18 protein-coding genes are annotated in these 22,250 nt (G+C 59.7%); 13 read left to right on the top strand and 5 right to left on the bottom strand.

Annotated elements, in window-relative coordinates; genetic code table 11:
• Positions 1 to 2: 2 nt before the first annotated feature.
• From rsmA to AD668_RS24425, 4 genes are read right to left on the bottom strand one after another with little or no spacing between them, the layout of a single operon-like run.
• Positions 3 to 812, bottom strand: a complete 810-nt coding sequence (gene rsmA / locus AD668_RS24440) for a 16S rRNA (adenine(1518)-N(6)/adenine(1519)-N(6))-dimethyltransferase RsmA (RefSeq protein ID WP_053162929.1) — start codon at positions 810 to 812, stop codon at positions 3 to 5.
• Positions 809 to 1,798 (bottom strand): 4-hydroxythreonine-4-phosphate dehydrogenase PdxA, encoded by a 990-nt coding sequence (pdxA, locus tag AD668_RS24435; protein WP_053162927.1) that lies wholly within the window; start codon positions 1,796 to 1,798, stop codon positions 809 to 811. Before pdxA ends, rsmA begins: the two co-directional genes overlap by 4 nt.
• The gene (gene surA, locus AD668_RS24430; RefSeq protein WP_156322393.1) at positions 1,795 to 3,111 is read right to left on the bottom strand and encodes a peptidylprolyl isomerase SurA; all 1,317 of its coding nucleotides are present in this window, start codon (positions 3,109 to 3,111) and stop codon (positions 1,795 to 1,797) included. Before surA ends, pdxA begins: the two co-directional genes overlap by 4 nt.
• Positions 3,092 to 5,890, bottom strand: coding sequence for an LPS-assembly protein LptD (locus AD668_RS24425; RefSeq protein WP_053162925.1), 2,799 nt, complete (start codon positions 5,888 to 5,890; stop codon positions 3,092 to 3,094). The genes surA and AD668_RS24425 overlap by 20 nt, the downstream gene beginning before the upstream one ends.
• A 130-nt stretch (positions 5,891 to 6,020) precedes the next feature.
• Between AD668_RS24425 and AD668_RS24420 the strand changes: the two genes are divergently transcribed.
• Genes AD668_RS24420 through AD668_RS24410 form a run of 3 tightly spaced genes read left to right on the top strand, consistent with a single transcriptional unit; the run spans position 6,021 to position 8,477 of the window.
• Positions 6,021 to 7,040: an aminoglycoside phosphotransferase family protein gene (locus tag AD668_RS24420; RefSeq protein WP_053162923.1), complete on the top strand. Its 1,020-nt coding sequence runs from the start codon at positions 6,021 to 6,023 to the stop codon at positions 7,038 to 7,040.
• Positions 7,037 to 7,708 (top strand): N-acetylmuramate alpha-1-phosphate uridylyltransferase MurU, encoded by a 672-nt coding sequence (gene murU, locus AD668_RS24415; RefSeq protein WP_053162921.1) that lies wholly within the window; start codon positions 7,037 to 7,039, stop codon positions 7,706 to 7,708. Before AD668_RS24420 ends, murU begins: the two co-directional genes overlap by 4 nt.
• A 1-nt stretch (position 7,709) precedes the next feature.
• A complete protein-coding gene (locus tag AD668_RS24410) occupies positions 7,710 to 8,477 on the top strand; it encodes a TerB family tellurite resistance protein (protein ID WP_053162919.1) in 768 nt (255 codons plus the stop codon).
• Between the two features lie 124 nt (positions 8,478 to 8,601).
• Here AD668_RS24410 and AD668_RS24405 read toward each other — a convergent pair whose 3' ends face one another.
• Positions 8,602 to 9,591 (bottom strand): alpha/beta hydrolase family protein, encoded by a 990-nt coding sequence (locus tag AD668_RS24405; protein ID WP_053162917.1) that lies wholly within the window; start codon positions 9,589 to 9,591, stop codon positions 8,602 to 8,604.
• A 73-nt stretch (positions 9,592 to 9,664) separates the two neighbouring features.
• Here AD668_RS24405 and AD668_RS24400 point away from each other — a divergent pair, with 73 nt between their 5' ends.
• The 10 genes from AD668_RS24400 (at position 9,665) to trpE (ending at position 22,112) form a co-directional block, all read left to right on the top strand.
• Positions 9,665 to 12,061 carry a PAS domain S-box protein gene (locus tag AD668_RS24400; RefSeq protein WP_053162915.1) on the top strand — a complete coding sequence of 799 codons (2,397 nt, stop codon included), beginning with the start codon at positions 9,665 to 9,667 and terminating at the stop codon, positions 12,059 to 12,061.
• A gap of 115 nt (positions 12,062 to 12,176) precedes the next feature.
• Positions 12,177 to 12,806 carry a response regulator transcription factor gene (locus tag AD668_RS24395; protein ID WP_053162913.1) on the top strand — a complete coding sequence of 210 codons (630 nt, stop codon included), beginning with the start codon at positions 12,177 to 12,179 and terminating at the stop codon, positions 12,804 to 12,806.
• 318 nt (positions 12,807 to 13,124) lie between these two features.
• The gene (locus AD668_RS24390; protein ID WP_053162911.1) at positions 13,125 to 14,249 is read left to right on the top strand and encodes an ABC transporter ATP-binding protein; all 1,125 of its coding nucleotides are present in this window, start codon (positions 13,125 to 13,127) and stop codon (positions 14,247 to 14,249) included.
• Between the two features lie 48 nt (positions 14,250 to 14,297).
• The gene (locus AD668_RS24385) at positions 14,298 to 15,341 is read left to right on the top strand and encodes an ABC transporter substrate-binding protein (protein ID WP_053162909.1); all 1,044 of its coding nucleotides are present in this window, start codon (positions 14,298 to 14,300) and stop codon (positions 15,339 to 15,341) included.
• 189 nt (positions 15,342 to 15,530) lie between these two features.
• On the top strand, positions 15,531 to 16,778 hold the full coding sequence (locus AD668_RS24380) for an ABC transporter permease (protein WP_053162906.1): 1,248 nt from the start codon (positions 15,531 to 15,533) through the stop codon (positions 16,776 to 16,778).
• A gap of 12 nt (positions 16,779 to 16,790) precedes the next feature.
• On the top strand, positions 16,791 to 17,615 hold the full coding sequence (locus tag AD668_RS24375; RefSeq protein WP_053162904.1) for an ABC transporter permease: 825 nt from the start codon (positions 16,791 to 16,793) through the stop codon (positions 17,613 to 17,615).
• Positions 17,616 to 17,806: 191 nt separating this feature from the next.
• Complete coding sequence (locus AD668_RS24370; protein WP_053162902.1) at positions 17,807 to 18,955, top strand: iron-containing alcohol dehydrogenase; 1,149 nt, start codon at positions 17,807 to 17,809, stop codon at positions 18,953 to 18,955.
• Positions 18,956 to 19,070: 115 nt separating this feature from the next.
• On the top strand, positions 19,071 to 19,745 hold the full coding sequence (rpe, locus tag AD668_RS24365) for a ribulose-phosphate 3-epimerase (RefSeq protein ID WP_053162900.1): 675 nt from the start codon (positions 19,071 to 19,073) through the stop codon (positions 19,743 to 19,745).
• Positions 19,742 to 20,560: a phosphoglycolate phosphatase gene (locus tag AD668_RS24360; protein WP_053162898.1), complete on the top strand. Its 819-nt coding sequence runs from the start codon at positions 19,742 to 19,744 to the stop codon at positions 20,558 to 20,560. The genes rpe and AD668_RS24360 overlap by 4 nt, the downstream gene beginning before the upstream one ends.
• A gap of 70 nt (positions 20,561 to 20,630) precedes the next feature.
• Entirely contained in the window at positions 20,631 to 22,112 is a 1,482-nt protein-coding gene (gene trpE, locus AD668_RS24355) for an anthranilate synthase component I (protein WP_053162896.1), read from the top strand.
• Positions 22,113 to 22,250 lie beyond the last annotated feature (138 nt).

The following is a 22,250-nucleotide window of genomic DNA, read 5'->3' as shown; positions in this document are numbered from 1 at the left end:
TGTCAGTCTGTGGCAGGCTTTTGCTCGCTGAGCTTGTCGGCCAGGCGCACGAACGCCGCCAGGTCGAGTTGTTCGGGGCGCAGACTGCCGTCGACGCCGGCAGCTTCGATTTCGTCGTTGCTCAGCAGCAGCTTGAGCGTATTGCGCAGGGTTTTGCGACGCTGGTTGAAAGCTTCGCGTACGACGCGCTCAAGCAGGCGATGGTCCTTCGCCGGGTGCGGCAACACGGCGTGAGGCACCAGACGCACAATGGCCGAATCGACTTTTGGCGGCGGATTGAACGCTCCCGGGCCGACGTTGAACAGGTGTTCGACCCGGCAGTGGTACTGAACCATGATCGACAACCGCCCCCAATCGCCACCGCCAGGCCCTGCGGCCAGGCGCTCGACCACTTCTTTTTGCAGCATGAAGTGCATGTCGCGGATCAGGTGCGAGTTGTGCAACAGGTGAAAAATCAGCGGTGTCGAGATGTTGTATGGCAGGTTGCCGACCACTCGCAGGCTGCCGGGCGCGGCATTCAGGCTGTTGAAGTCAAACTTCAGCGCATCGCCCTGATGCAGGTTGAAGTTGCTCTTGCCGGCGAATTGCTGGTTGAGGATCGGGATCAGGTCCTTGTCCAGTTCCACTACGTCGAGTTGCGCGCCGCTGCTGAGCAAGCCTTGGGTAAGAGCGCCCTGGCCCGGGCCGATTTCCAGCAGGCGGTCCTCGGTCTTGGCATGGATGGAGCGCAGGATGCGGTCGATAACGCCGGCATCGTGCAGGAAGTTCTGGCCAAAACGCTTGCGCGCCTTGTGTTGGTAGTGCTCGGTCATAAACGGGTCTCGGCCATCTGGTAGGCGGTTTCCAGGGCGACTTGCAGGCTGCCGGTGTCGATCTTGCCGCTGCCGGCCAGATCCAGGGCGGTGCCGTGGTCGACCGATGTGCGGATAATCGGCAAGCCGAGGGTCACGTTGACTGCCGCGCCGAAGCCTTTGTACTTCAGCACAGGCAAGCCCTGGTCATGGTACATCGCCAGCACTGCGTCGCAGTGCTCCAGATACTTGGGGGTAAACAGAGTGTCGGCGGGCAGGGGGCCGCGCAGGTCCATGCCTTCGCCGCGCAGACGCTCCAGGGTGGGTTCAATGATATCGATTTCTTCATGGCCCAGGTGTCCACCTTCACCGGCATGTGGGTTGAGTCCGCACACCAGTATGCGTGGCTGGGCGATACCGAATTTGTTTTGCAGATCAGCGTGCAGGATTCGTGTGACTCGTTCCAGACGCTGCGGCGTGATGGCGTCGGCAATCTCGCGAAGGGGCAGGTGAGTCGTCACCAGTGCCACGCGTAACCCGCGGGTGGCCAACATCATCACCACTTGTGCGGTGTGGGTCAGGTCGGCGAGAAATTCCGTGTGCCCGGAAAAGGCGATGCCGGATTCGTTGATCACGCCTTTGTGCACCGGGGCCGTAATCATTCCGGCGAAATGCCCGTCCAGGCAGCCTTGGCCGGCGCGGGTCAGGGTTTCCAGAACGAAGGCAGCGTTGGCCTTGTCCAGTTGCCCGGCGACGACCTTGGCATTGAGCGGTGTGTCCCAGACATACAGGCTGTTGGCTGGCGCGGGTGCATCCGGCCAGTTATCCGGTGTGACCGGCAGCAAGTCGACAGCCACGCCCAGTTGCGCGGCCCGCTCAAGGAGCAGGTCGCGGCTGGTGATGGCAATCAGGGGATGTGGCTGGGCTTGCGAGGCGAGCAGCAGGCACAGGTCGGGACCTATGCCGGCTGGTTCGCCGGGTGTCAGCGCGAAACGTTGGAGTTTCACTGCGCTGCCTGGTCGACGCCAGGGAGTTTGATTTCTACATACGCTTCGTCACGGATCTGACGCAACCAGGTTTGCAGTTCTTCGTCGTATTTGCGGTTGCGCAGTACGGTCATCGCTTGCTGCTCACGCGCCTGGGTGGTGCTGTCAGTGGCGCGGCGGCCGAGAACTTCCAGTACATGCCAGCCATACTGCGTCTGGAACGGTTTGGATAGCTGGCCTTGTGGAGTCTTTGCCATGACCTCGCGGAACTCTGGAACCAATGCGTTCGGGTCGATCCAGTTCAGGTCGCCGCCGTTGAGGGCAGAACCTGGGTCTTCCGAGTAGCTTTTGGCCAGTTCGCCAAAGTCTTCACCCGCTTCGATACGGGTATAGAGCGAATCAGCCAGCGCCTTGGTCTTTGCTTCGTCGCGGATCGGACTCGGTTTGACCAAGATATGACGCACATGCACTTCATCGCGCATTTGAGTCGCACCGCCGCGCTTGTCGAGGAGCTTGAGAATGATGAAACCGCCTGGAGTGCGTGCCGGTTGAGTGATATCACCCACGGTCATTCTGCTCAGTTCGCGGTCGAACGGAGGCGGCAATTGAGCTGCCTTGCGCCAGCCCATGTCGCCGCCTTCCAGTGCGTTTTCGCTGGCGGATTTGGCAACGGCCATTTGACCGAAGTCGGCGCCTTGCTTGAGTTGCTGGTAGACCTCCATCGCCTGTCGTGCGGCATTCTGAATGGCTTCAGAATTGGCGCTTTCTGGCGTTGGAATCAGGATGTTGGCCAGGTGCAGTTCTTCGGACAGCTGCATTTTGCCGAGGTCCGAAGCCAGGAAGTTTTTCACTTCCTGCTCGGACACCTGGATGCGCTCCGCCACGCGGCGTTGGCGAACACGGCTGATGACCATTTCGCGACGAATCTGCTCACGGGCGTCGTCATAAGACAGACCGTCGTGAGTCAGAGCTGCGCGGAATTGCTCAAGCGACATGTTATTGCGCTGGGCGATGGTGCCAACCGCCTGGTTCAGTTCTTCATCGGTAATGCGGATGCCGGAACGTTCGCCGATCTGCAGTTGCAGGTTTTCGACGATCAAGCGCTCAAGGACCTGCTGTTCCAGCACGTTGGCTGGGGGCACGGCGGAGCCACGCTTGGCAATGGTTTGCTGAACTTCATGAACGCGTTGGTCCAGTTGGCTCTGCATGACCACGTCGTTGTCGACAATGGCCACCACTTTATCGATGGACTGTACGGCGGCGCCAGCCGCGGTACTCAGGAACAGCGCGCCCAGCATCAGCGGGCGCAGACAATCAGAAAGCTTGGTCTTCACGTTCACGATAACCTTGAATGCCTTTGTCGAGGAAACTCTCTACCTTGGCGCCGGTGAGGCCGCCGAGTCCCTTCAGAACAATTTGGAGGAAGACGCCATGGTCGCCTTTTTCGTTTTCCGGTGCTTCCTGACTGAATTCGTCATAAGAAACCCAGTAACGGTTGATCAGGCGCAATTTCCAGCAGCAGTTGTCGTACTCGAAGCCACCGAAGGCTTCCAGGGTACGGTTGCGGTTGTAGTCATATTGCCAACGGCTGATGGCGTTCCATTGCGGCACGATCGGCCAGATCACCGAGAAGTCGTGCTGTTCGATCTTGTAGTAGTCCTTTACGTAGCCAGGAGTGCCCGGGGTGCCGTAGTCGCCGCCGCCCACTGTCCATTTGCCGGTGTTCTGGTCGTAACGGACCTGGTCATTGCGATAGCGATAACCGGCGTTGATCACCTTGTTCGGATTGTCTTCTGGCTGGTAGTGGAACATCGCGCTACCCGAGCGAGGGCTGCGGCTGTCCGGATCCCAGTTGTAATCGGCGGTGGTGCGCCAGTCACGGTTCCAGCGGTACTCGTATTCCAGCGCATAAGGGGATACGTCGGAATGGGCATCTTCGCGGGTTTTGGCATCGATGCCCGGCATCTGCACTTCGCGATCCTTGAAGTACAACGCCTGACCGACGCTAATGCGTTGACGCTCGAAACCGTTGTCTTCGATCCAGCGACTGGTTACGCCCAGCGACAATTTGTTCTCGTCGCCGACACGGTCAGATCCGGAGAAGCGGTTGTCGTAAAACAGCGAAGAATAGTTGAAGGTGTATTCGCCAGTGTCGAACACCGGAATGTCTTCCTGATCTTTCTCTGGTACATAGAGGTAGAACAGACGGGGTTCAAGCGTCTGGCGATAGTTTTTGCCGAACCACTGGGTGTGGCGATCGAAGTACAGGCCGCTGTCGATGCTGGCAATCGGCACGCCGCGGTTCTGGTTGCTGTCGAAGGTGCCGTTGAGTCTGTCTTGCTCTGCGTTTTGCGCGGCAACCTGGGATTTTCCGATGCTGTCCAGATCCAGTTGGTACTGGGTGTACTGGTACTTCAGCGCCGGCCTCAGGAAACCATAGGACCAGGTCAGTGGCAGGCTGACAGCCGGGGCAAGGTTCAGGCGGTCGCCAGTGGCACGTGCGAGTCCCTGGATGTTGTTATCAAGACGTCGCGCTACATTGCCGTCTTCATCGATGTAAGTGCCGTTCTCCAGATCCCGATCAAATCGCACGACTTCAGTTTGATAATCGAAATTCAGGCCGCTTGGATGATATGGCAGAGCACCATTGAAGGTGATCTGTGGCAAGCGATCATAGGGTGTGAGGTTCGATACCGTTGCCAGCTGGTAAGCCTGTGCATTCACGCGAGCGGTGTAGTTGTCGCCGCGATAGCTGACGGAACCCTGCTGGTTCACGAAGTCAGCGCTTTTCACACCAATCTGGTCAGTCTGCAGATCCTGGAAATAATACGGATCGCTGATCTTGGTGTAGTCGACTTGCGTGAGGACACGCGAATCCAGGCCACCGACGTGCTGCCAGTTGTACATATAACGAGTGCTGTCATAGTCGCTTTGCAACTCGCGATCGTTGCTCTCGTCATTGAGATACGCGGCACCGAACTGTCCTTCGCTGGTTTGTGTCAGGTAGCGGAATTCGCCTTCCATCAGCAAGCCATGCTTGGACATGTAGCGTGGGTACAACGTGGCGTCGTAGTTCGGCGCCAGGTTGAAGTAGTACGGGGTGACCAGCAGGAAGCCGGTATCGCTGCCGGTGCCGATGGTCGGCGGCAGGAAGCCGGACTGGCGACGGTCGTCGATCGGGAAATAGATGTACGGCGTGTACAGGACCGGAATGTCCTTGACCCGCAGTGTCACGTTGGTCGCCGTACCGAAACCGGTGGCCGGGTTCAAGGTGATGTTGTTGCCCTTGAGCTGCCAGGCGTTGCTGTTCGGTTCGCACGTGGTGTACGTACCATCCTTGAGGCGGATGATCGCGTTTTCGGCACGTTTGGCGTACAGCGCATTACCGCGGATGCGCGATTTGTGCATCACATATTCGGCATTGTCGACCTTGGCTTCACCGGTGTCGAGTTGCACATCGGCGTGATCGCCTACGATCAGTGCACCATTGTCGCGAATGCGCACGTTGCCGTTCAGCTCGCCACGACTCTCGGCCTGGTACAGGTTCGCCTCGTCGGCTTCGACCTGCATGCTACCTTGTCGCATGACCACGTCGCCGGCCAGGGTCGCAATCTGCTCATCCTGCTTATAGCGGGAGGCTTTTGCGCCGATAAAGGTAGGAGCGTCACTTTTACTCGTCTTGTCATTCATGCCAGGACGAATCGGTTCGATATAGGAACCAGCGCAATAAGGACCGGTTTCAGCCAATTGTGCCGCAGTGAGTTGTTCGCGCGGAACCCAGTCAAGGTGACTGTAGTCTTCACTGCGCGACTTCAGGCCACGGCCTTTGGACTCGGTAACCAGAGCTGGCTTGGCACCCATGTCTTCGCTGGTACCGCTCTCAGCCGGGGTTTCTCCGGTCGCGGAGGCTGTACTGCCATCATGGACGGGACGCGGAGGCAATGCAGCTGCCGGTGCTTTTGGCGCACAGTTCCAGGCACCCGAAGCAGAGACAGAGCAGTCAAACTGTTCCGCGGCGACCACGAAGGAAGTGGTAAGAGGTTGCAGGGCCAGCAGACTGCCGGTTACCAGCAACGGAAATTTTTTACGAAACGCGGGGGATTTCAATGCCATCTTATTAGTCCGGGCTTCCTGCGTGCCATCTGCCCGCGGTGTGGGCCGCACGCCTCTCGATGGTCTGAAAAAGATGCTGGATAATAAAGCATGACCCGCTTGACGGCTAGCGCCGTCGGAGACCCTTGCAATGCCTGACCAAGATGTACGTTTGCAACACCTGAAAGTTTGGCTCGATGAGCAGTTGGCAACCCTTTTTACTGAACAGGGATGGGGTTGCGTACCCCCGGCCACGTTGACCGCGGCCAGCAGTGACGCGAGCTTTCGGCGGTATTTTCGCTGGGAGGGCGGTGATAGAAGTTTCATTGTGATGGACGCACCTCCGCCGCAGGAAAACTGCAAGCCGTTCGTGGATATCGCTTTTCTGTTGGCAAAATCCGGAATAAATGTGCCGAAAATTTATGCCGAAGACCTCGAACGCGGGTTTCTTTTGCTAAATGACCTGGGCAACAAGACCTATCTGGACGTGATCGACAGCGAAAATGCGGACAATTTGTTCGCAGATGCCATTCAAGCACTGCTGGCTTTTCAGCAGTTGCCGATGGTTGCGCCACTGCCGAGCTATGACGTGGCCTTGTTGCGCCGCGAACTGGAACTGTTCCCCGAGTGGTATGTAAAGCGGGAACTGGGGGTCGAATTCGATTCCGCACAACAAGCCCTTTGGCAGCAGGTCAGCGACTTGTTGATTGACAGCGCCCTGGCCCAGCCGAAAGTCCTGGTGCACCGCGATTACATGCCGCGCAACCTGATGCTCAGCGAGCCGAATCCCGGTGTGCTGGATTTTCAGGATGCCGTGTATGGCCCGGTGACCTATGACGTAACCTGCCTGTTCAAGGATGCCTTCCTCAGTTGGCCCGAAGAGCGAGTGCGTGGCTGGCTTGAGGATTACTGGCAGCAAGCGGGCGCTATGGATATTCCCGTTCAACCCGACCTGGAGGACTTCCTGCGCGCGAGTGACCTTATGGGGGTTCAGCGTCACCTGAAAGTCATCGGTATCTTCGCCCGTATCTGCCATCGCGACGGCAAGCCACGCTACTTGGCCGATGTACCGCGCTTCTTCGGTTACATAGAAGCTGTGGTCGCCCGGCGTCCTGAGCTGGCAGGTTTGGCTGAGTTGCTGGGTAGTCTGCGAGCTGGAGCCAACTCATGAAAGCAATGATTCTGGCCGCGGGAAAAGGCGAGCGTATGCGCCCGCTGACGCTCACGACGCCAAAGCCCCTGGTGCGAGCAGGCGGAGTGCCACTAATCGAGTATCACTTGCGTGCGCTGGCAGCGGCCGGCTTTACCGAAATCGTCATCAATCATGCGTGGCTAGGCCATCAGATTGAAGACTATCTGGGCGATGGCTCACGGTATGGCGTCAGCATTCAATATTCTGCGGAAGGTGAGCCTCTGGAGACGGGCGGCGGTATTTTTCGGGCATTGCCGTTGCTGGGTGACGAAGCTTTCCTGGTGGTCAACGGCGACATCTGGACCGATTACGACTTCAGTGTGCTGCACCCCCCCATCACCGGGTTGGCGCACCTGGTGTTGGCCGATAACCCGGCGCACCACCCGACAGGGGATTTCAGCCTGATCGGCGGCCAGGTACACGACGGACAATCGGACGCCGCGACGCTGACCTACAGCGGGATCGCCGTACTGCATCCGCAATTGTTCGACGGTTGCTCGCCAGGCGCTTTCAAGCTCGCGCCGCTGTTGCGAAAAGCCATGGCGCAGGGACAAGTCAGCGGTGAGCAATTGAAAGGACACTGGGTTGATGTCGGCACGCACGAACGTCTGGCCGAAGCGGAAGCATTGATAGAAGCGAACCGCTGACATGTTGTGGCCAGGGACTCTGATTGGAGCCGGAGCGGGTTTTGCCATAGCCAGCATCCCGGGGGCCATGCTCGGTGCATTGTTGGGGCAGGCGCTGGATCGGCGCTTGCAACTGCAGAGCTGGGGGCATTTGCGGGAAAAACTGGGCGGCCGTTCGGTGTTGCGCAACGATGAGCTGCTATTTGTGTTGCTAGGGCGGCTGGCCAAATGCGACGGGCGGGTATCGGCAGGTCATATCGAGCAGGCGCGAGCGGAAATGCGCTCGCTGGAAATGTCCGAGTCGGCCCAGCGCCGGGCGATTGCCGCGTTCAATCGTGGCAAGTCGGGCAGTGACCGGTTGCGCGGTTACCTGCGTCGCTTGAGCGCTCAGCCCCATGCCGCGGAAGGGGTGTTGCGGGCGTGCTGGCGGATGGTGTGGGCCGACGGTCGCGCCGGCAGCAGTGAGCGCGAGTTGATCAGCCGATGGGGCAAGTGGCTGGGGTGGTCATCGCATCAGGTGCAGGCGCTGGCCCACGACTATGAGCCGCAGAGGCAGCCATTGGCCAGCGGTGCGCCAACCTATCAGGATGCTTTACGGCTATTGGGCGTGTCGGCCACCAGCGAACCGGCACAGATCAAACGCGCGTACCGGCGCCTGCTCAGTCGCCATCACCCGGACAAGATCGCCGGCAGCGGGGCGACGGCATCGCAGGTTCGTGAAGCGACCGAGCGCACGCGTGATCTGCACAGTGCCTATACCTTGATTCGTGAACGGCGGGATTTTCGGTAGTCAGGAAGGATTGCGTTGTTTGTGGGGCCATTTCGCTAGCAGGCTTTCTGCCCACATTAGATCTCCAGTACTGGAAGATTTCCTGTAGGAGCGAGCTTGCTCGCGATGAGGCCACCTCGACTTGTCAGTCTGTCGCAGGTTTAGGATTCAACCAGCCCCGCACCCGACGGAACAGCTGCTCCTGCTCTGCCTTGTTGTCAGGCAGCGCCTTGAGCGATACCTGGCTGAATGCCGACGATTTTACCCGCTTGCTGGCCTGCAGTCGGGCGAGCGCCGCATTGCGATCCAGCGGCTTGTCCATGTAGAAAATGTCCGCGGTCGGCAGCTTCAGATTCGGTGTCAGTTCGTCCAGTCCGGGTTTTGCTTGAACAGGTGTTTGTGCGGCGACCATGACGAAGCGCTCGACTTGCGAGGGCTGCTTCTCGCTTAAATAGCGCGCCGCCCAGTAGGCGCCGGTGCCATGGCCCAGCAGCACGATGCGGCGAGCGCTTTGCTGTTCAGCGAAGGCAAGCGCCGCATCGATACGGGCGAAGATTCGCTCGGCATCTTCATTGCTCTGTTCCTCGCTGGTGGCGGCGATGACTTTGTCAGGCACGTCCGCTTCACCGCCAGCCGCCTGCTCGATGGGGGCAGCCGTGGTGGAGTCTTTGCTGGCACTTTCCGGTGTCTTGGGGGCGGGTGGCGCTTGCGCGATTCGTGGGGCGATGGCATCGCTTTGCAGGTCCGGCAAGGTGATACTCAGGCTGCTCCAATCGGCATCCGGCAGTTTGCGCCGCAACGGGCCGATTGCTTGCGGCCAGTCAACGGTTTCACCGGCGCCGGGGATGATAATCACCTCACCTTTGGGCTCGGCGGTATTGGCGGGTTTCCAAAGGGTCAGAAATGTGTCCGTACCCGCTTGCAGTGGTTGCTGCTCCTGAGCTGGAATTTTTCGTTCAAGGGCTGTCGCTTCTTCCTGACTACGCTCAGGCAATGGTTGGCGTTCGAGCGGTTTTTCTTCGGCAGGTTTTTCCGTAGCGGCAGGCATCGGGTCGCTAGCCTGGACAGAAAAAGCGCTAGGCAGGATCAGCGACAGGCACAATGCTGGCAGTGCCAGGCGGTAGACAGGGGGCATCGGATATTCCAGGCCAGAAGTGATTCCGGCAGCCTAATGGGTTGGTCAGTATTTGTCAGTGTGTGAGAGTTCGATGATGCGTTTTCGCTGCCTGTGGGTTATCGGCTGTTTGTGGTTTCCCTTGATGGGCTGGGCGGCCCCCGCGCCCCCGGAGCACATTGCGCAGCTGTCACCGAACCAGCGACAGTGGCTGGCGCAGCAGAGTGAACTGCGGGTCGGACTGGTGTTGCAGGTGCCCTATGCGCAATACGATCGCCGCTTGCAGCGCCTGTCGGGGGTCAATGTCGAGTTGATGAAGTGGCTGGCCAAGGCTCTGAATGTCGAGCTGAGCTGGCGCAATTTTCCTGACCTTGAGCAGCTGGAAGCCGCCGCGCGCGAAGGCGAAATCGATATCGCTCCCGGGTTGACCCAGACTCCGGGAGGACTGCGACTGTGGCAGTTTTCCGATCCGTACATGCGCGTGCCGCAATTGGTGGTCAGCGACCAGAAAAGCACCGGTACGGTGGAACTGGAAAAACTCGACAGCCAGACCCGTGTGGCCGTGCGCATGCCCAGCGCCACCGCCGACTATCTGCGCAGCAATTATCCTCATTTGAACCTGCAAGGCGTGCCGGTCGAGCGTCAGGCACTGCAACTGCTGGCAAGTCAGCAAGCCGGTTATGCGGTGGTGGATGAGGCGCAATTGGGGCGATTGTCCGTTGAGCCGGAGTTCTCCGGGCTGGTCGTGGTCGGTGATATTGGTCTGCCGCAATTGTTGCGGGTGGCCACGCGGCGCGACAAGCCGGAGCTTGCCGGTATCGTCGAAAGCGCGTTGCGGGCCATTCCGGCCAAGGACCTTGAGCAACTGCACAATCAATGGCTGCAACCCAAATATCCGCGGCTGACTGAATCGCCGGGGTTCTGGCAAAACCTTTGTCTGCTGCTGGCCGTACTTACGCTGAGCTGCATGGCCATCGTGTTCTGGCAACGCCGCCAGCAGCACAGCCTGGAACTACGCCTGTCGGCCGCGCGGGAAGACATTGCCTTGCGTGCCGCCAGCGAAGAGGCGTTACGACTCACACAGTTCTCCATTGATCAAAGCACCGTCGGTATCCTGTGGGTCAATTGGGACAGCCACGTGCGCTATGCCAATCGTGCGGCGGAAAACATGCTTGGTTATCCATCGGGCGCAATCATCGATCGGCCATTGATCGACTTCGAGCCTGGACTGCACATGGATCGCTGGTTGAACCTGTGGAAACGCGCCCGGGCCAGCGATGAAGGGCCGCAAAGTTTCGAAACCCACTGCGTGCGCGCCGATGGCAGCATCTTGCCGACCGATGTCTCATTGAGTTTTCTGCGTTTTCGCCAGAGCGAGTATCTGGTGGTTTATCTCAACGACGTCACCGAGCGTCGCCGTGCCCTGGCGGCGCTGCAGGAAAGCGAAGCACGGCTGCAAGGCATCGCGGCGAACGTTCCGGGACTGGTCTTTCGCCTGGAGCGGGCGCCGGTGACCGGTCAGATCGATTTCGCCTACATCAGTGAAGGCAGCGAGAGTCTGGTGGGTTACTCCCCGGCAACCCTTGCTCATCGCGACAAAGGCTTGCGCAGTCTGGTGCATCCGGACGACAAGGCCAGTTATCACCGGACCCAGGATCATGCGCTGGATACCGACAGCGACTGGTCCTGGCAAGGTCGCATCCTCACGCGTCAGGGCGAGCAGCGCTGGGCAGAAATCAAGGCCATCACCCGTCAGCTCGAAGACGGCGCCTATGTCTGGGACGGGATTGTCTGGGACATCAGCGAGAGCAAGCGTATCGAGCTGGAATTGGCCGGTTCGCGGGCGCAATTGCGCGAGTTGTCGGCGCACCTGGAAAGCGTGCGGGAAGAGGAAAAGGCGCGTATTGCCCGGGAAGTTCACGACGAATTGGGTCAGATGTTGACCGTGCTCAAGTTGGAAACCTCCATGTGCGAACTGGCCTACGCCCAGCTCGACCCCGGTCTGAACGAGCGCTTGACCAGCATGAAGCGCCTGATCGCGCAGTTGTTCCAATTGGTCCGGGATGTGGCGACAGCGTTGCGCCCGCCGATTCTCGATGCGGGCATCGCCTCGGCCGTTGAATGGCAGGCCCGACGATTCGAAGCGCGTACGCAGATTCCGTGTCTGGTGCAGGTGCCTGACAATTTGCCAGTGCTCAGCGATGCCAAGGCGATTGGCCTGTTCCGGATCCTCCAGGAAGCGCTGACCAATGTGATGCGTCACGCCCAGGCGCATACTGTTGAACTGTCGCTTGCGTTGGAAGGCGACGAGTTGTGTCTGACGGTCAGCGATGATGGCGTAGGATTTGTCGCCGAGCTTGGCAGGTCGACGTCCTTTGGGATTGTCGGGATGCGTGAGCGGGTGTTGATCATGGGTGGGGAATTGTTCCTTGAGAGTGAACCGGGTGAGGGCACGACTCTGAGTGTGCGTGTGCCGCTGGATGCAGCCTGATGTTTTTTTGTTGTCTGCTCTGACGCCATCGCGAGCAGGCTCGCTCCTACAGGGGAGCGCGGCTAACTGTAGGCGCGGGCTTGCTCGCGAATAGACCTTGAATCTGGAGAAAAACGTGATCCGAGTACTGGTAGCCGAAGACCACACCATCGTCCGCGAAGGCATCAAGCAGTTGATCGGCCTGGCCAAGGATTTGCTGGTGGTGGGGGAGGCGAGCAATGGCGAGCAGTTGCTCGAGACCTTGCGCCATGTGCCCTGCGAAGTGGTGCTGTTGGACATTTCCATGCCCGGGGTTAACGGTTTGGAAGCAATCCCGCGGATTCGTGCACTGAGCAATCCTCCGGCGATCCTGGTGTTGTCGATGCACGACGAGGCGCAGATGGCCGCCCGGGCATTGAAGGTCGGGGCGGCGGGTTACGCGACCAAGGACAGCGATCCGTCGCTGTTGCTGACGGCGATTCGCAAGGTGGCAGCGGGCGGGCGTTACATTGACCCGGATCTGGCGGATCGCATGGTCTTCGAGGTGGGCTTGACCGACTCGCGTCCATTGCACTCGCTGCTCTCGGAACGTGAATTCTCGGTGTTCGAGCGCCTGGCCCAGGGCGCCAACGTCAACGACATCGCCCAGCAACTGGCGCTCAGCAGCAAAACCATCAGCACCCACAAGGCCCGGCTGATGCAAAAGCTCAACATCACGTCGCTGGCGGAACTGGTGAAGTACGCGATGGAACACAAACTCCTCTGAGTGCACTGAATCTCCTGTGGGAGCCGGCTTGCTGGCGATGGTGTCATTGAAATCGCTATCGCCAGCAAGCCGGCTCCTGCAGGGTTCGTGGTGGCATATCCATTTGCGACACCTCAAAACATTGCTTTTGCCTGTGCTTGCGGCTTGTAACTGCAAGCTTGCCGCTGCCTCTATCAAAACGCGCCATCCTTGTAGGGCAATCCCTACCCTCAACCTTCCATCCGGCTGAGGCCAATCTCTCTTGCGCCCCGATTTGCGTGGTCCCCAGCGTCCACTAGGCTTAACCCCACAGCAGTCATCAACAACAAAGGTGTGGGTATGAGCCAGGTCGATTCAAGCGCAGGGGCCAATGATGTTCTGGTCAGCTTTCGTGGAGTGCAGAAGAGCTACGATGGCGAGAACCTGATCGTCAAGGACCTCAACCTGGACATTCGCAAAGGCGAATTCCTCACCCTGCTCGGGCCGTCCGGCTCCGGCAAGACAACCAGTCTGATGATGCTCGCCGGTTTCGAAACCCCGACCGCCGGTGAAATTCTCCTGGCCGGGCGCTCGATCAATAACGTGCCGCCGCACAAGCGTGACATCGGCATGGTGTTCCAGAACTACGCGTTGTTCCCGCACATGACGGTGGCTGAGAACCTCGCGTTCCCGCTGACCGTGCGCGGCATGAACAAGAGCGACGTCAGTGCCCGGGTCAAGCGTGTGTTGAGCATGGTCCAGCTCGATGCTTTCGCCCAGCGTTACCCGGCGCAGCTTTCCGGCGGACAGCAACAGCGTGTGGCGTTGGCTCGCGCATTGGTGTTCGAACCGCAATTGGTGTTGATGGACGAACCCCTCGGCGCACTCGACAAGCAATTGCGCGAACACATGCAGATGGAGATCAAGCACCTGCACCAGCGCCTCGGCGTAACGGTGGTCTACGTGACCCACGATCAGGGCGAAGCCTTGACCATGTCCGACCGCGTGGCGGTGTTTCATCAGGGCGAAATCCAGCAGATCGCGCCACCGCGCACCTTGTACGAAGAGCCGAAAAACACCTTCGTTGCCAACTTCATCGGCGAGAACAACCGTCTCAACGGGCGCCTGCACAGCCAGACCGGCGACCGTTGCATTGTTGAGCTCGGGCGCGGTGAAAAGGTCGAAGCGCTGGCGGTAAACGTCGGCAAGACTGGTGAGCCGGTGACCCTGTCGATTCGTCCGGAGCGCGTCAGTCTCAATGGCTCCAGCGATCAATGCGTCAACCGCTTCTCCGGGCGAGTCGAGGAATTCATCTATCTGGGCGACCACGTCCGGGTTCGCATGGAAGTCTGCGGCAAGACCGACTTCTTCGTTAAACAACCGATTGCCGAGCTCGATCCGGCGCTCGCGGTCGGCGACGTGGTACCGCTTGGCTGGCAGGTCGAACACGTTCGCGCGCTCGATCCACTTTTAGAGGCGCATTGATCGCCCCGGCAATACCAACACCAACCCTGCACGTGGAGAGAACAATAAATGTTGAGATCCCTGAAATTCACCGCTTTGGCACTGGGCATGATGGGCGCGGCCAGCGCAATGGCCGCCGGCCCTGACCTGACCGTGGTGTCCTTTGGCGGGGCGAACAAGGCCGCGCAGGTCAAAGCCTTCTACGCACCATGGGAAGCGGCAGGCAACGGAAAAATCGTGGCCGGCGAGTACAACGGTGAAATGGCCAAGGTCAAAGCCATGGTCGACACCAAGAGCGTGTCCTGGGACCTGGTGGAAGTCGAGTCGCCGGAATTGTCCCGTGGTTGCGACGAAGACATGTTCGAGCAACTGGACCCGGCGCTGTTCGGCAAGACCGAAGACTACGTCAAGGGGGCAATCCAGCCTTGCGGCGTGGGATTCTTCGTGTGGTCGACCGTGCTGGCCTACAACGCCGACAAGCTGAAAACTGCACCCACCAGTTGGGCGGATTTCTGGGACACCAAGCAATTCCCGGGCAAGCGTGGCCTGCGTAAAGGCGCCAAGTACACCCTGGAATTCGCCCTGATGGCCGACGGCGTTGCGCCCAAAGACGTCTACAAAGTGCTGGCAAGTAAAGATGGCCAGGACCGCGCGTTCAAGAAACTCGATGAACTCAAGCCAAGCATTCAGTGGTGGGAAGCCGGCGCACAGCCGCCGCAATACCTCGCTTCCGGTGATGTGGTCATGAGTTCGGCGTACAACGGCCGCATCGCTGCCGTGCAGAAAGAAAGCAACCTGAAAGTGGTGTGGAACGGCGGTATCTACGACTTCGACGCATGGGCCATTCCCAAAGGTTTGGATGCCAAGCGCGCCGAAGCGGCGAAGAAATTCATCGCCTTCTCGGTACAGCCGCAGCAGCAGAAGACCTACTCGGAAAACATCGCTTACGGCCCGGCGAATATCCAGGCCGTACCGTTGCTGGCCAAGGATGTCCTGAAAGACATGCCGACCACCCCGGAAAACATCGCCAACCAGGTGCAGATCGACGTCAGCTTCTGGGCTGACAACGGCGAGCAACTGGAACAGCGCTTCAATTCCTGGGCGGCGAAGTAAGCAGCGATTGAACCTGTAGGAGCTGGCTTGCCAGCGATCCGGGCGACACGGTGTATCAGCCAGACCCCGTTATCGTTCATCGCTGGCAAGCCAGGCTCCTACAGGTGATGAGTTGTTATCAAGAACAGAGGTGGCCTTGTCCTCAAGAAGCGCCACCTCTGTAACGATCAAAGATTTCCGGAGTACGCCATGGCTATCGCCGTTCCCGTGAACGCGGGCACTGACCCCACCTTGAAGCAACGGCTCAAGCACGCCGAGCGGGTCAACCGCTGGAAGGCCCAGGCGCTGATCGCGCCGCTGGTGCTGTTTTTGTTGCTGGTGTTCCTGGTGCCGATCGTGGCGCTGCTCTACAAAAGCGTGGGCAACCCGGAAGTGGTAGGCGGCATGCCGCGCACCGTGACCGCCATCGCCAGTTGGGACGGTCGCGGCCTGCCCGCTGAACCGGTTTACAAAGCGGCCGCCGAAGACCTCGCCGAAGCCCGCAAGAATCAAACCCTGGGCGATTTGTCCAAACGCCTGAACATGGAGCTGGCCGGCTACCGCAGCCTGCTGACCAAAACCGCTCGTGCCTTGCCGCTCGCTACTGAACCGGCTTCTTATAAAGAAGCGCTGGAAGGCCTCGACGAACGTTGGGGCGATCCGGCCTATTGGCAAGCGGTACGCCGCAACACCAGCAGCATCACCCCGTATTACCTGCTGGCAGCTGTCGATCACCGTATCGACGACCTCGGCGAAATCGCTCCGGCGACCCCGGACCAGGCGATCTACCTCGACATCTTCGCCCGGACCTTCTGGATGGGCCTGGTCATTACCGTGATCTGCCTGGTGCTGGCGTATCCACTGGCTTACCTGCTGGCCAACCTGCCGTCGCGGCAGAGCAATTTGCTGATGATTCTGGTGTTGTTGCCGTTCTGGACGTCAATTCTGGTGCGCGTCGCAGCGTGGATCGTGTTGCTGCAATCGGGTGGCCTGATCAATAGCGGCCTGATGGCCATGGGCATCATCGATAAGCCGATCGAGCTGGTGTTCAACCGTGTCGGCGTCTACATCTCGATGGTGCATATCCTGCTGCCATTCATGATCCTGCCGATCTATAGCGTGATGAAAGGCATCTCGCCGACCTACATGCGCGCCGCGATTTCCCTCGGCTGCCATCCGTTCGCCAGTTTCTGGCGGGTGTACTTCCCGCAGACCTATGCCGGTGTCGGCGCTGGTTGCCTGTTGGTGTTCATCCTCGCCATCGGCTACTACATCACCCCGGCGCTGCTGGGCAGTCCGAACGACCAGATGGTCAGCTACTTCGTCGCTTTCTACACCAACACCAGCATCAACTGGGGCATGGCGACCGCACTCGGTGGGCTGCTGCTGCTGGCGACGGTCGTGCTTTATCTGATTTACAGCTGGCTGGTTGGCGCGAGCCGCCTGCGCTTGAGCTAAGGGGAGAACGAAATGCTGAGTCCTTATATGTCGCCCATTGAACGGGTGTGGTTCTACAGCTTGCGGATTCTCTGCGGCTTGATCCTGTTGTTCCTGATCCTGCCGGTGCTGGTGATCATTCCACTGTCGTTCAACTCCGGCAGTTTCCTGGTGTATCCGCTGCAAGGGTTCTCGTTGCAGTGGTACCACGATTTCTTCGCCTCGGCGGAATGGATGCGCGCTCTGAAGAACAGCATCATCGTGGCCCCGGCAGCAACGGTGCTGGCAATGATCTTCGGTACGCTGGCGGCCATTGGCCTGACCCGGGGAGACTTCCCCGGCAAAGCGCTGGTGATGGCATTGGTGATTTCACCGATGGTGGTGCCGGTGGTGATTATCGGTGTGGCCAGTTACTTGTTCTTCGCGCCGCTGGGGCTGGGCAACAGCTTCTTTTCGCTGATCGTGGTGCATGCGGTGCTGGGTGTGCCGTTTGTGATCATCACGGTATCGGCGACATTGCAGGGTTTTAACCAAAATCTGGTGCGTGCCGCTGCGAGCCTCGGTGCTTCGCCGCTGGTCGCGTTCCGTCGCGTGACGTTGCCGTTGATCGCGCCGGGTGTGATTTCCGGTGCACTGTTCGCCTTCGCGACCTCGTTCGACGAAGTGGTGGTGACACTGTTCCTCGCCGGACCGGAACAAGCGACCTTGCCACGGCAGATGTTCAGCGGTATCCGCGAAAACCTCAGCCCGACCATCGCCGCCGCCGCAACATTGCTCATCGCCTTTTCGGTGGTGCTGTTGCTGACCCTGGAATGGCTACGCGGCCGTAGCGAAAAACTGCGTACCGCTCAGGTTTGATACCGCTTCTTGTAGGAGCCGGCTTGCTGGCGAATGGTGCAACGCGGTGTGCCTGATACACCGCTTTCGCCGGCAAGCCGGCTCCTACAGGGTCGTGTCGGGCGTGGGTCATTCACCACCTGAATGGCAGACAACCCGCAATCCCCAGCTACTATTGTGCCCAGCTCCCCTACCTATAAGAGGCTGCGCACATGAGTCTTTCCTCTTTCAAAATCGCTCACAAACTGATCACCGGCGCAGGGGCTATCGAGCAACTCGCTGCCGAGCTGACGCGTCTGGATATCGACAACCCACTGATCGTCACCGACGCCACGCTGGTCAAATCCGGCACGGTAGAGCTCGCTCTGGCGCAGCTCGGGGGGCGGGCGTACGAAATTTTTGATCGCGTGTTGCCGGATCCGGAAATCGCCATCGTCGAAGACTGCATGCAGGTCTATCGCGATGGCGGGCATGACGGTTTGATCGGGCTGGGCGGCGGCAGTGCCATCGACATCGCCAAGAGTGTGGCAGCTTACGCCGGTTATCACGGTGCGCTGGAAGATCTGTTCGGCGTCGACCAGGTGCCGCGCAAAGGCCCGCCGCTGATCGCCATTCCGACCACTGCCGGCACCGGCTCGGAAGTGACCAATGTGGCGATTCTTTCCGACAAGGTCGCGCAGCTGAAGAAGGGCATCGTCAGCGATTATTTGCTGCCCGATGTGGCGCTGGTCAGCCCGCAGATGACCCTGACGTGCCCGCGCAGCGTCACCGCCGCCAGTGGTGTCGATGCGCTGGTGCATGCCATCGAATCCTACCTGTCGGTCAACGCTTCGCCGATTACCGACGCGCTGGCCATCGGTGCAATCAAGCTGATCGCCAAGGCATTGCCCAAGGCCTACGCCAATCCATCGAACCTGCAAGCCCGGGAAGACATGGCCACCGCAAGCCTGATGGCGGGCATGGCATTCGGTAATGCCGGGGTCGGCGCGGTGCATGCGCTGGCGTATCCGCTGGGCGGGCGTTTCAATATTGCCCACGGCGTCAGCAACGCCTTGCTACTGCCCTATGTCATGACCTGGAACAAGATGGCGTGTGTTGAGCGCATGCAGGATATCGCTGAGGCCATGGGTGTACAGACCGCTCACCTGAGTGCCAATGAGGCGGCGGACAAAGCCGTTGTAGCCATGACTGAATTGTGTGCGGCAGTGGAAATTCCACAGGGGTTGCGCAGTTTCGGCGTTCCCGAAGACGCCATCCCGGCCATGGCCGTGGAGGCGGCCGGGATCGAGCGCCTGATGCGCAACAATCCGCGCAAACTGAATGCCGTCGATATCGAAAAGATTTATCGCGCGGCGTACTAGGGCCTTCTCTGATCATGGATGATGGCTAAGCCCAATCATCGCGCTTACGGTGCGCGCGCCAAAGTATGAGGTATACAATGCGCGCCATCGTGATTCTGCTCAGAAAAGGTGCGTCATGCAGCCCTTCGTAATTGCTCCGTCGATTCTCTCCGCCGACTTCGCCCGCCTGGGCGAAGAAGTGGACAACGTCCTGGCCGCTGGCGCCGATTTCGTGCACTTCGATGTCATGGACAATCACTATGTGCCCAACCTGACCATCGGCCCGATGGTGTGTGCGGCGCTGCGCAAGTACGGCGTGACCGCGCCGATTGACGCGCATCTGATGGTCAGCCCGGTGGACCGCATCGTTGGCGACTTCATCGAAGCCGGCGCGACCTACATCACCTTCCACCCGGAAGCCACCCAGCACGTCGACCGCTCTTTGCAATTGATCCGCGAGGGCGGTTGCAAGTCGGGCCTGGTGTTCAACCCGGCGACTCCGCTGGATGTGCTCAAGTACGTGATGGACAAGGTCGACATGATCCTGTTGATGAGCGTCAACCCGGGCTTTGGTGGGCAGAAATTCATCCCAGGCACGCTCGACAAGCTGCGTGAAGCGCGGGCATTGATCGATGCCTCGGGTCGTGACATCCGCCTGGAAATCGACGGCGGCGTGAACGTGAACAACATTCGTGAAATCGCCGCGGCCGGGGCTGACACCTTCGTCGCCGGGTCGGCCATTTTCAATGCGCCGAACTATCAGGAAGTCATCGACAAAATGCGCTCCGAACTGGCACTGGCTCGCCCATGAGTGGTTTTGAGCAGCTTTTCGCGGGGCGTCTGCCACGGCTGGTGATGTTCGATCTGGACGGTACGCTGATCGATTCGGTCCCGGACCTGGCGGCGGCTGTGGATAAGATGCTGCTCAAACTGGGTCGCGAGCCCGCAGGCCTGGAAGCCGTGCGCGAATGGGTCGGTAATGGCGCGCCGGTGCTGGTGCGTCGTGCACTGGCCGGTGGCATCGATCATTCGGCGGTCGATAACAGCGAGGCCGAGCGGGCGCTGGAATATTTCATGCAGGCCTATGGCGAGAGCCATGAGCTGACCGTGGTCTATCCCGGCGTACGCGATACCCTCAGATGGTTGAAAAAGCAGGGTGTCGAAATGGCGCTGATCACCAACAAGCCGGAGCGATTCGTTGCGCCGCTGCTGGATCAGATGAAAATCGGCCGGTATTTCCGCTGGATCATCGGCGGTGACACCCTGCCACAGAAAAAACCGGACCCGGCCGCACTTTTTTTCGTGATGAAAATGGCCAACATTCCGGCCTCGCAATCCTTGTTCGTCGGCGATTCGCGCAGCGATGTGCTGGCGGCGAAAGCGGCGGGAGTCAAGTGCGTGGCCCTGAGCTACGGCTATAACCACGGACGTCCGATTGCCGAAGAGTCGCCGGCCTTGGTGATCGACGATCTGCGCATGCTAATTCCCGGTTGCCTGGATCCGGCCGCTGAGATAACGTTGGCCGACGCTGTCAAACCCCCTTCTGGAAACGCCATCGTGGTGGTCACTCGCAAACTCTGGATGAAAGTCATCAAGGCCCTGGCCCGCTGGCGTTGGCGCGCCTGACTTTATCCTGGCCGGTCCCCCGGCGCGTTTGCACACCTGACTGTTCGACCCTCAAGCCACGAGGCACCTCATGATCCGCGAAGAATTCCTGCGTTTGGCCGCTGCCGGCTACAACCGCATCCCGCTTGCCTGCGAAACCCTGGCCGACTTCGACACCCCGTTGTCGATCTACCTGAAACTGGCCGATGAGCCCAATTCCTACCTGCTGGAGTCCGTACAGGGCGGTGAGAAGTGGGGCCGTTACTCGATCATCGGCCTGCCGTGCCGTACCGTACTGCGAGTCCACGATCATCACGTCAGCGTGACCGTTGATGGCATCGAGACTGAAAGCCACGATGTTGAAGACCCACTGGCTTTCGTCGAGACCTTCAAGGCTCGCTACAACGTGCCGACCATCGCCGGTCTGCCACGCTTCAACGGTGGCCTGGTGGGTTACTTCGGTTATGACTGCGTGCGTTATGTGGAGAAACGTCTGGGCAAGTGCCCGAACCCGGATCCGCTCGGTGTGCCGGACATTCTGCTGATGGTGTCGGATGCCGTGGTGGTGTTCGATAACCTGGCCGGCAAGATGCACGCCATCGTCCTGGCCGATCCGGCCCAGGATGACGCCTTCGAACAAGGTCGCGCGCGCCTCGAAGAGCTGCTGGAAAAGCTCCGACAGCCGATCACCCCGCGCCGTGGCCTGGATTTCAGCCAGCAACAGTCCGCCGATCCAGTCTTCCGTTCGAGCTTCACCCAGAACGATTACGAAAAAGCCGTCGACACCATCAAGGAATACATCCTGGCCGGTGACTGCATGCAGGTCGTGCCTTCCCAGCGTATGTCGATCGACTTCAAGGCAGCGCCGATCGATCTGTATCGCGCACTGCGCTGCTTCAATCCGACGCCTTACATGTACTTCTTCAACTTCGGCGACTTCCATGTCGTTGGCAGTTCGCCGGAAGTGCTGGTGCGGGTCGAAGACAACCTGATCACCGTGCGCCCGATTGCCGGCACCCGACCACGGGGCGCCAACGAAGAGGCTGACCTGGCGCTGGAAAAAGACCTGCTGTCGGACGACAAGGAAATCGCCGAACACTTGATGCTGATCGACCTCGGTCGCAACGACACCGGTCGCGTATCGGAAATCGGCTCGGTGAAACTGACCGAGAAGATGGTCATCGAGCGTTATTCCAACGTCATGCACATCGTGTCCAATGTTACCGGCCAACTGAAGAGCGGGCTGACGGCGATGGATGCACTGCGGGCGATTCTGCCGGCGGGCACCTTGTCTGGCGCACCGAAGATCCGCGCGATGGAAATCATCGACGAACTGGAGCCGGTCAAGCGCGGCGTGTATGGCGGTGCGGTCGGTTACTTCGCCTGGAACGGCAACATGGACACCGCCATTGCGATCCGCACGGCGGTGATCAAGGATGGCGAGCTGCACGTGCAGGCCGGTGGCGGCATCGTCGCCGACTCGGTGCCGGCGCTGGAATGGGAAGAAACCCTGAACAAGCGCCGTGCCATGTTCCGTGCCGTGGCCTTGGCCGAGCAAACCCCAAACACCTGAGTTCATGCGGTAAAGGAGCTTCTGTGGCGAAGGGGCTTGCCCCCGTAGCGAGTGCTCAGCAAAAAGATCGCAGGCTGCGCCAGCTCCTACAGCACATCCCCAGGTGCATGTAGGAGCTGGTGCAGCCTGCGATCTTTT

This window comes from Pseudomonas sp. P1.8, assembly GCF_001269805.1.
Classification (GTDB): Bacteria; Pseudomonadota; Gammaproteobacteria; order Pseudomonadales; family Pseudomonadaceae; genus Aquipseudomonas.
This window is presented reverse-complemented; position numbering and strand designations above follow the sequence as displayed.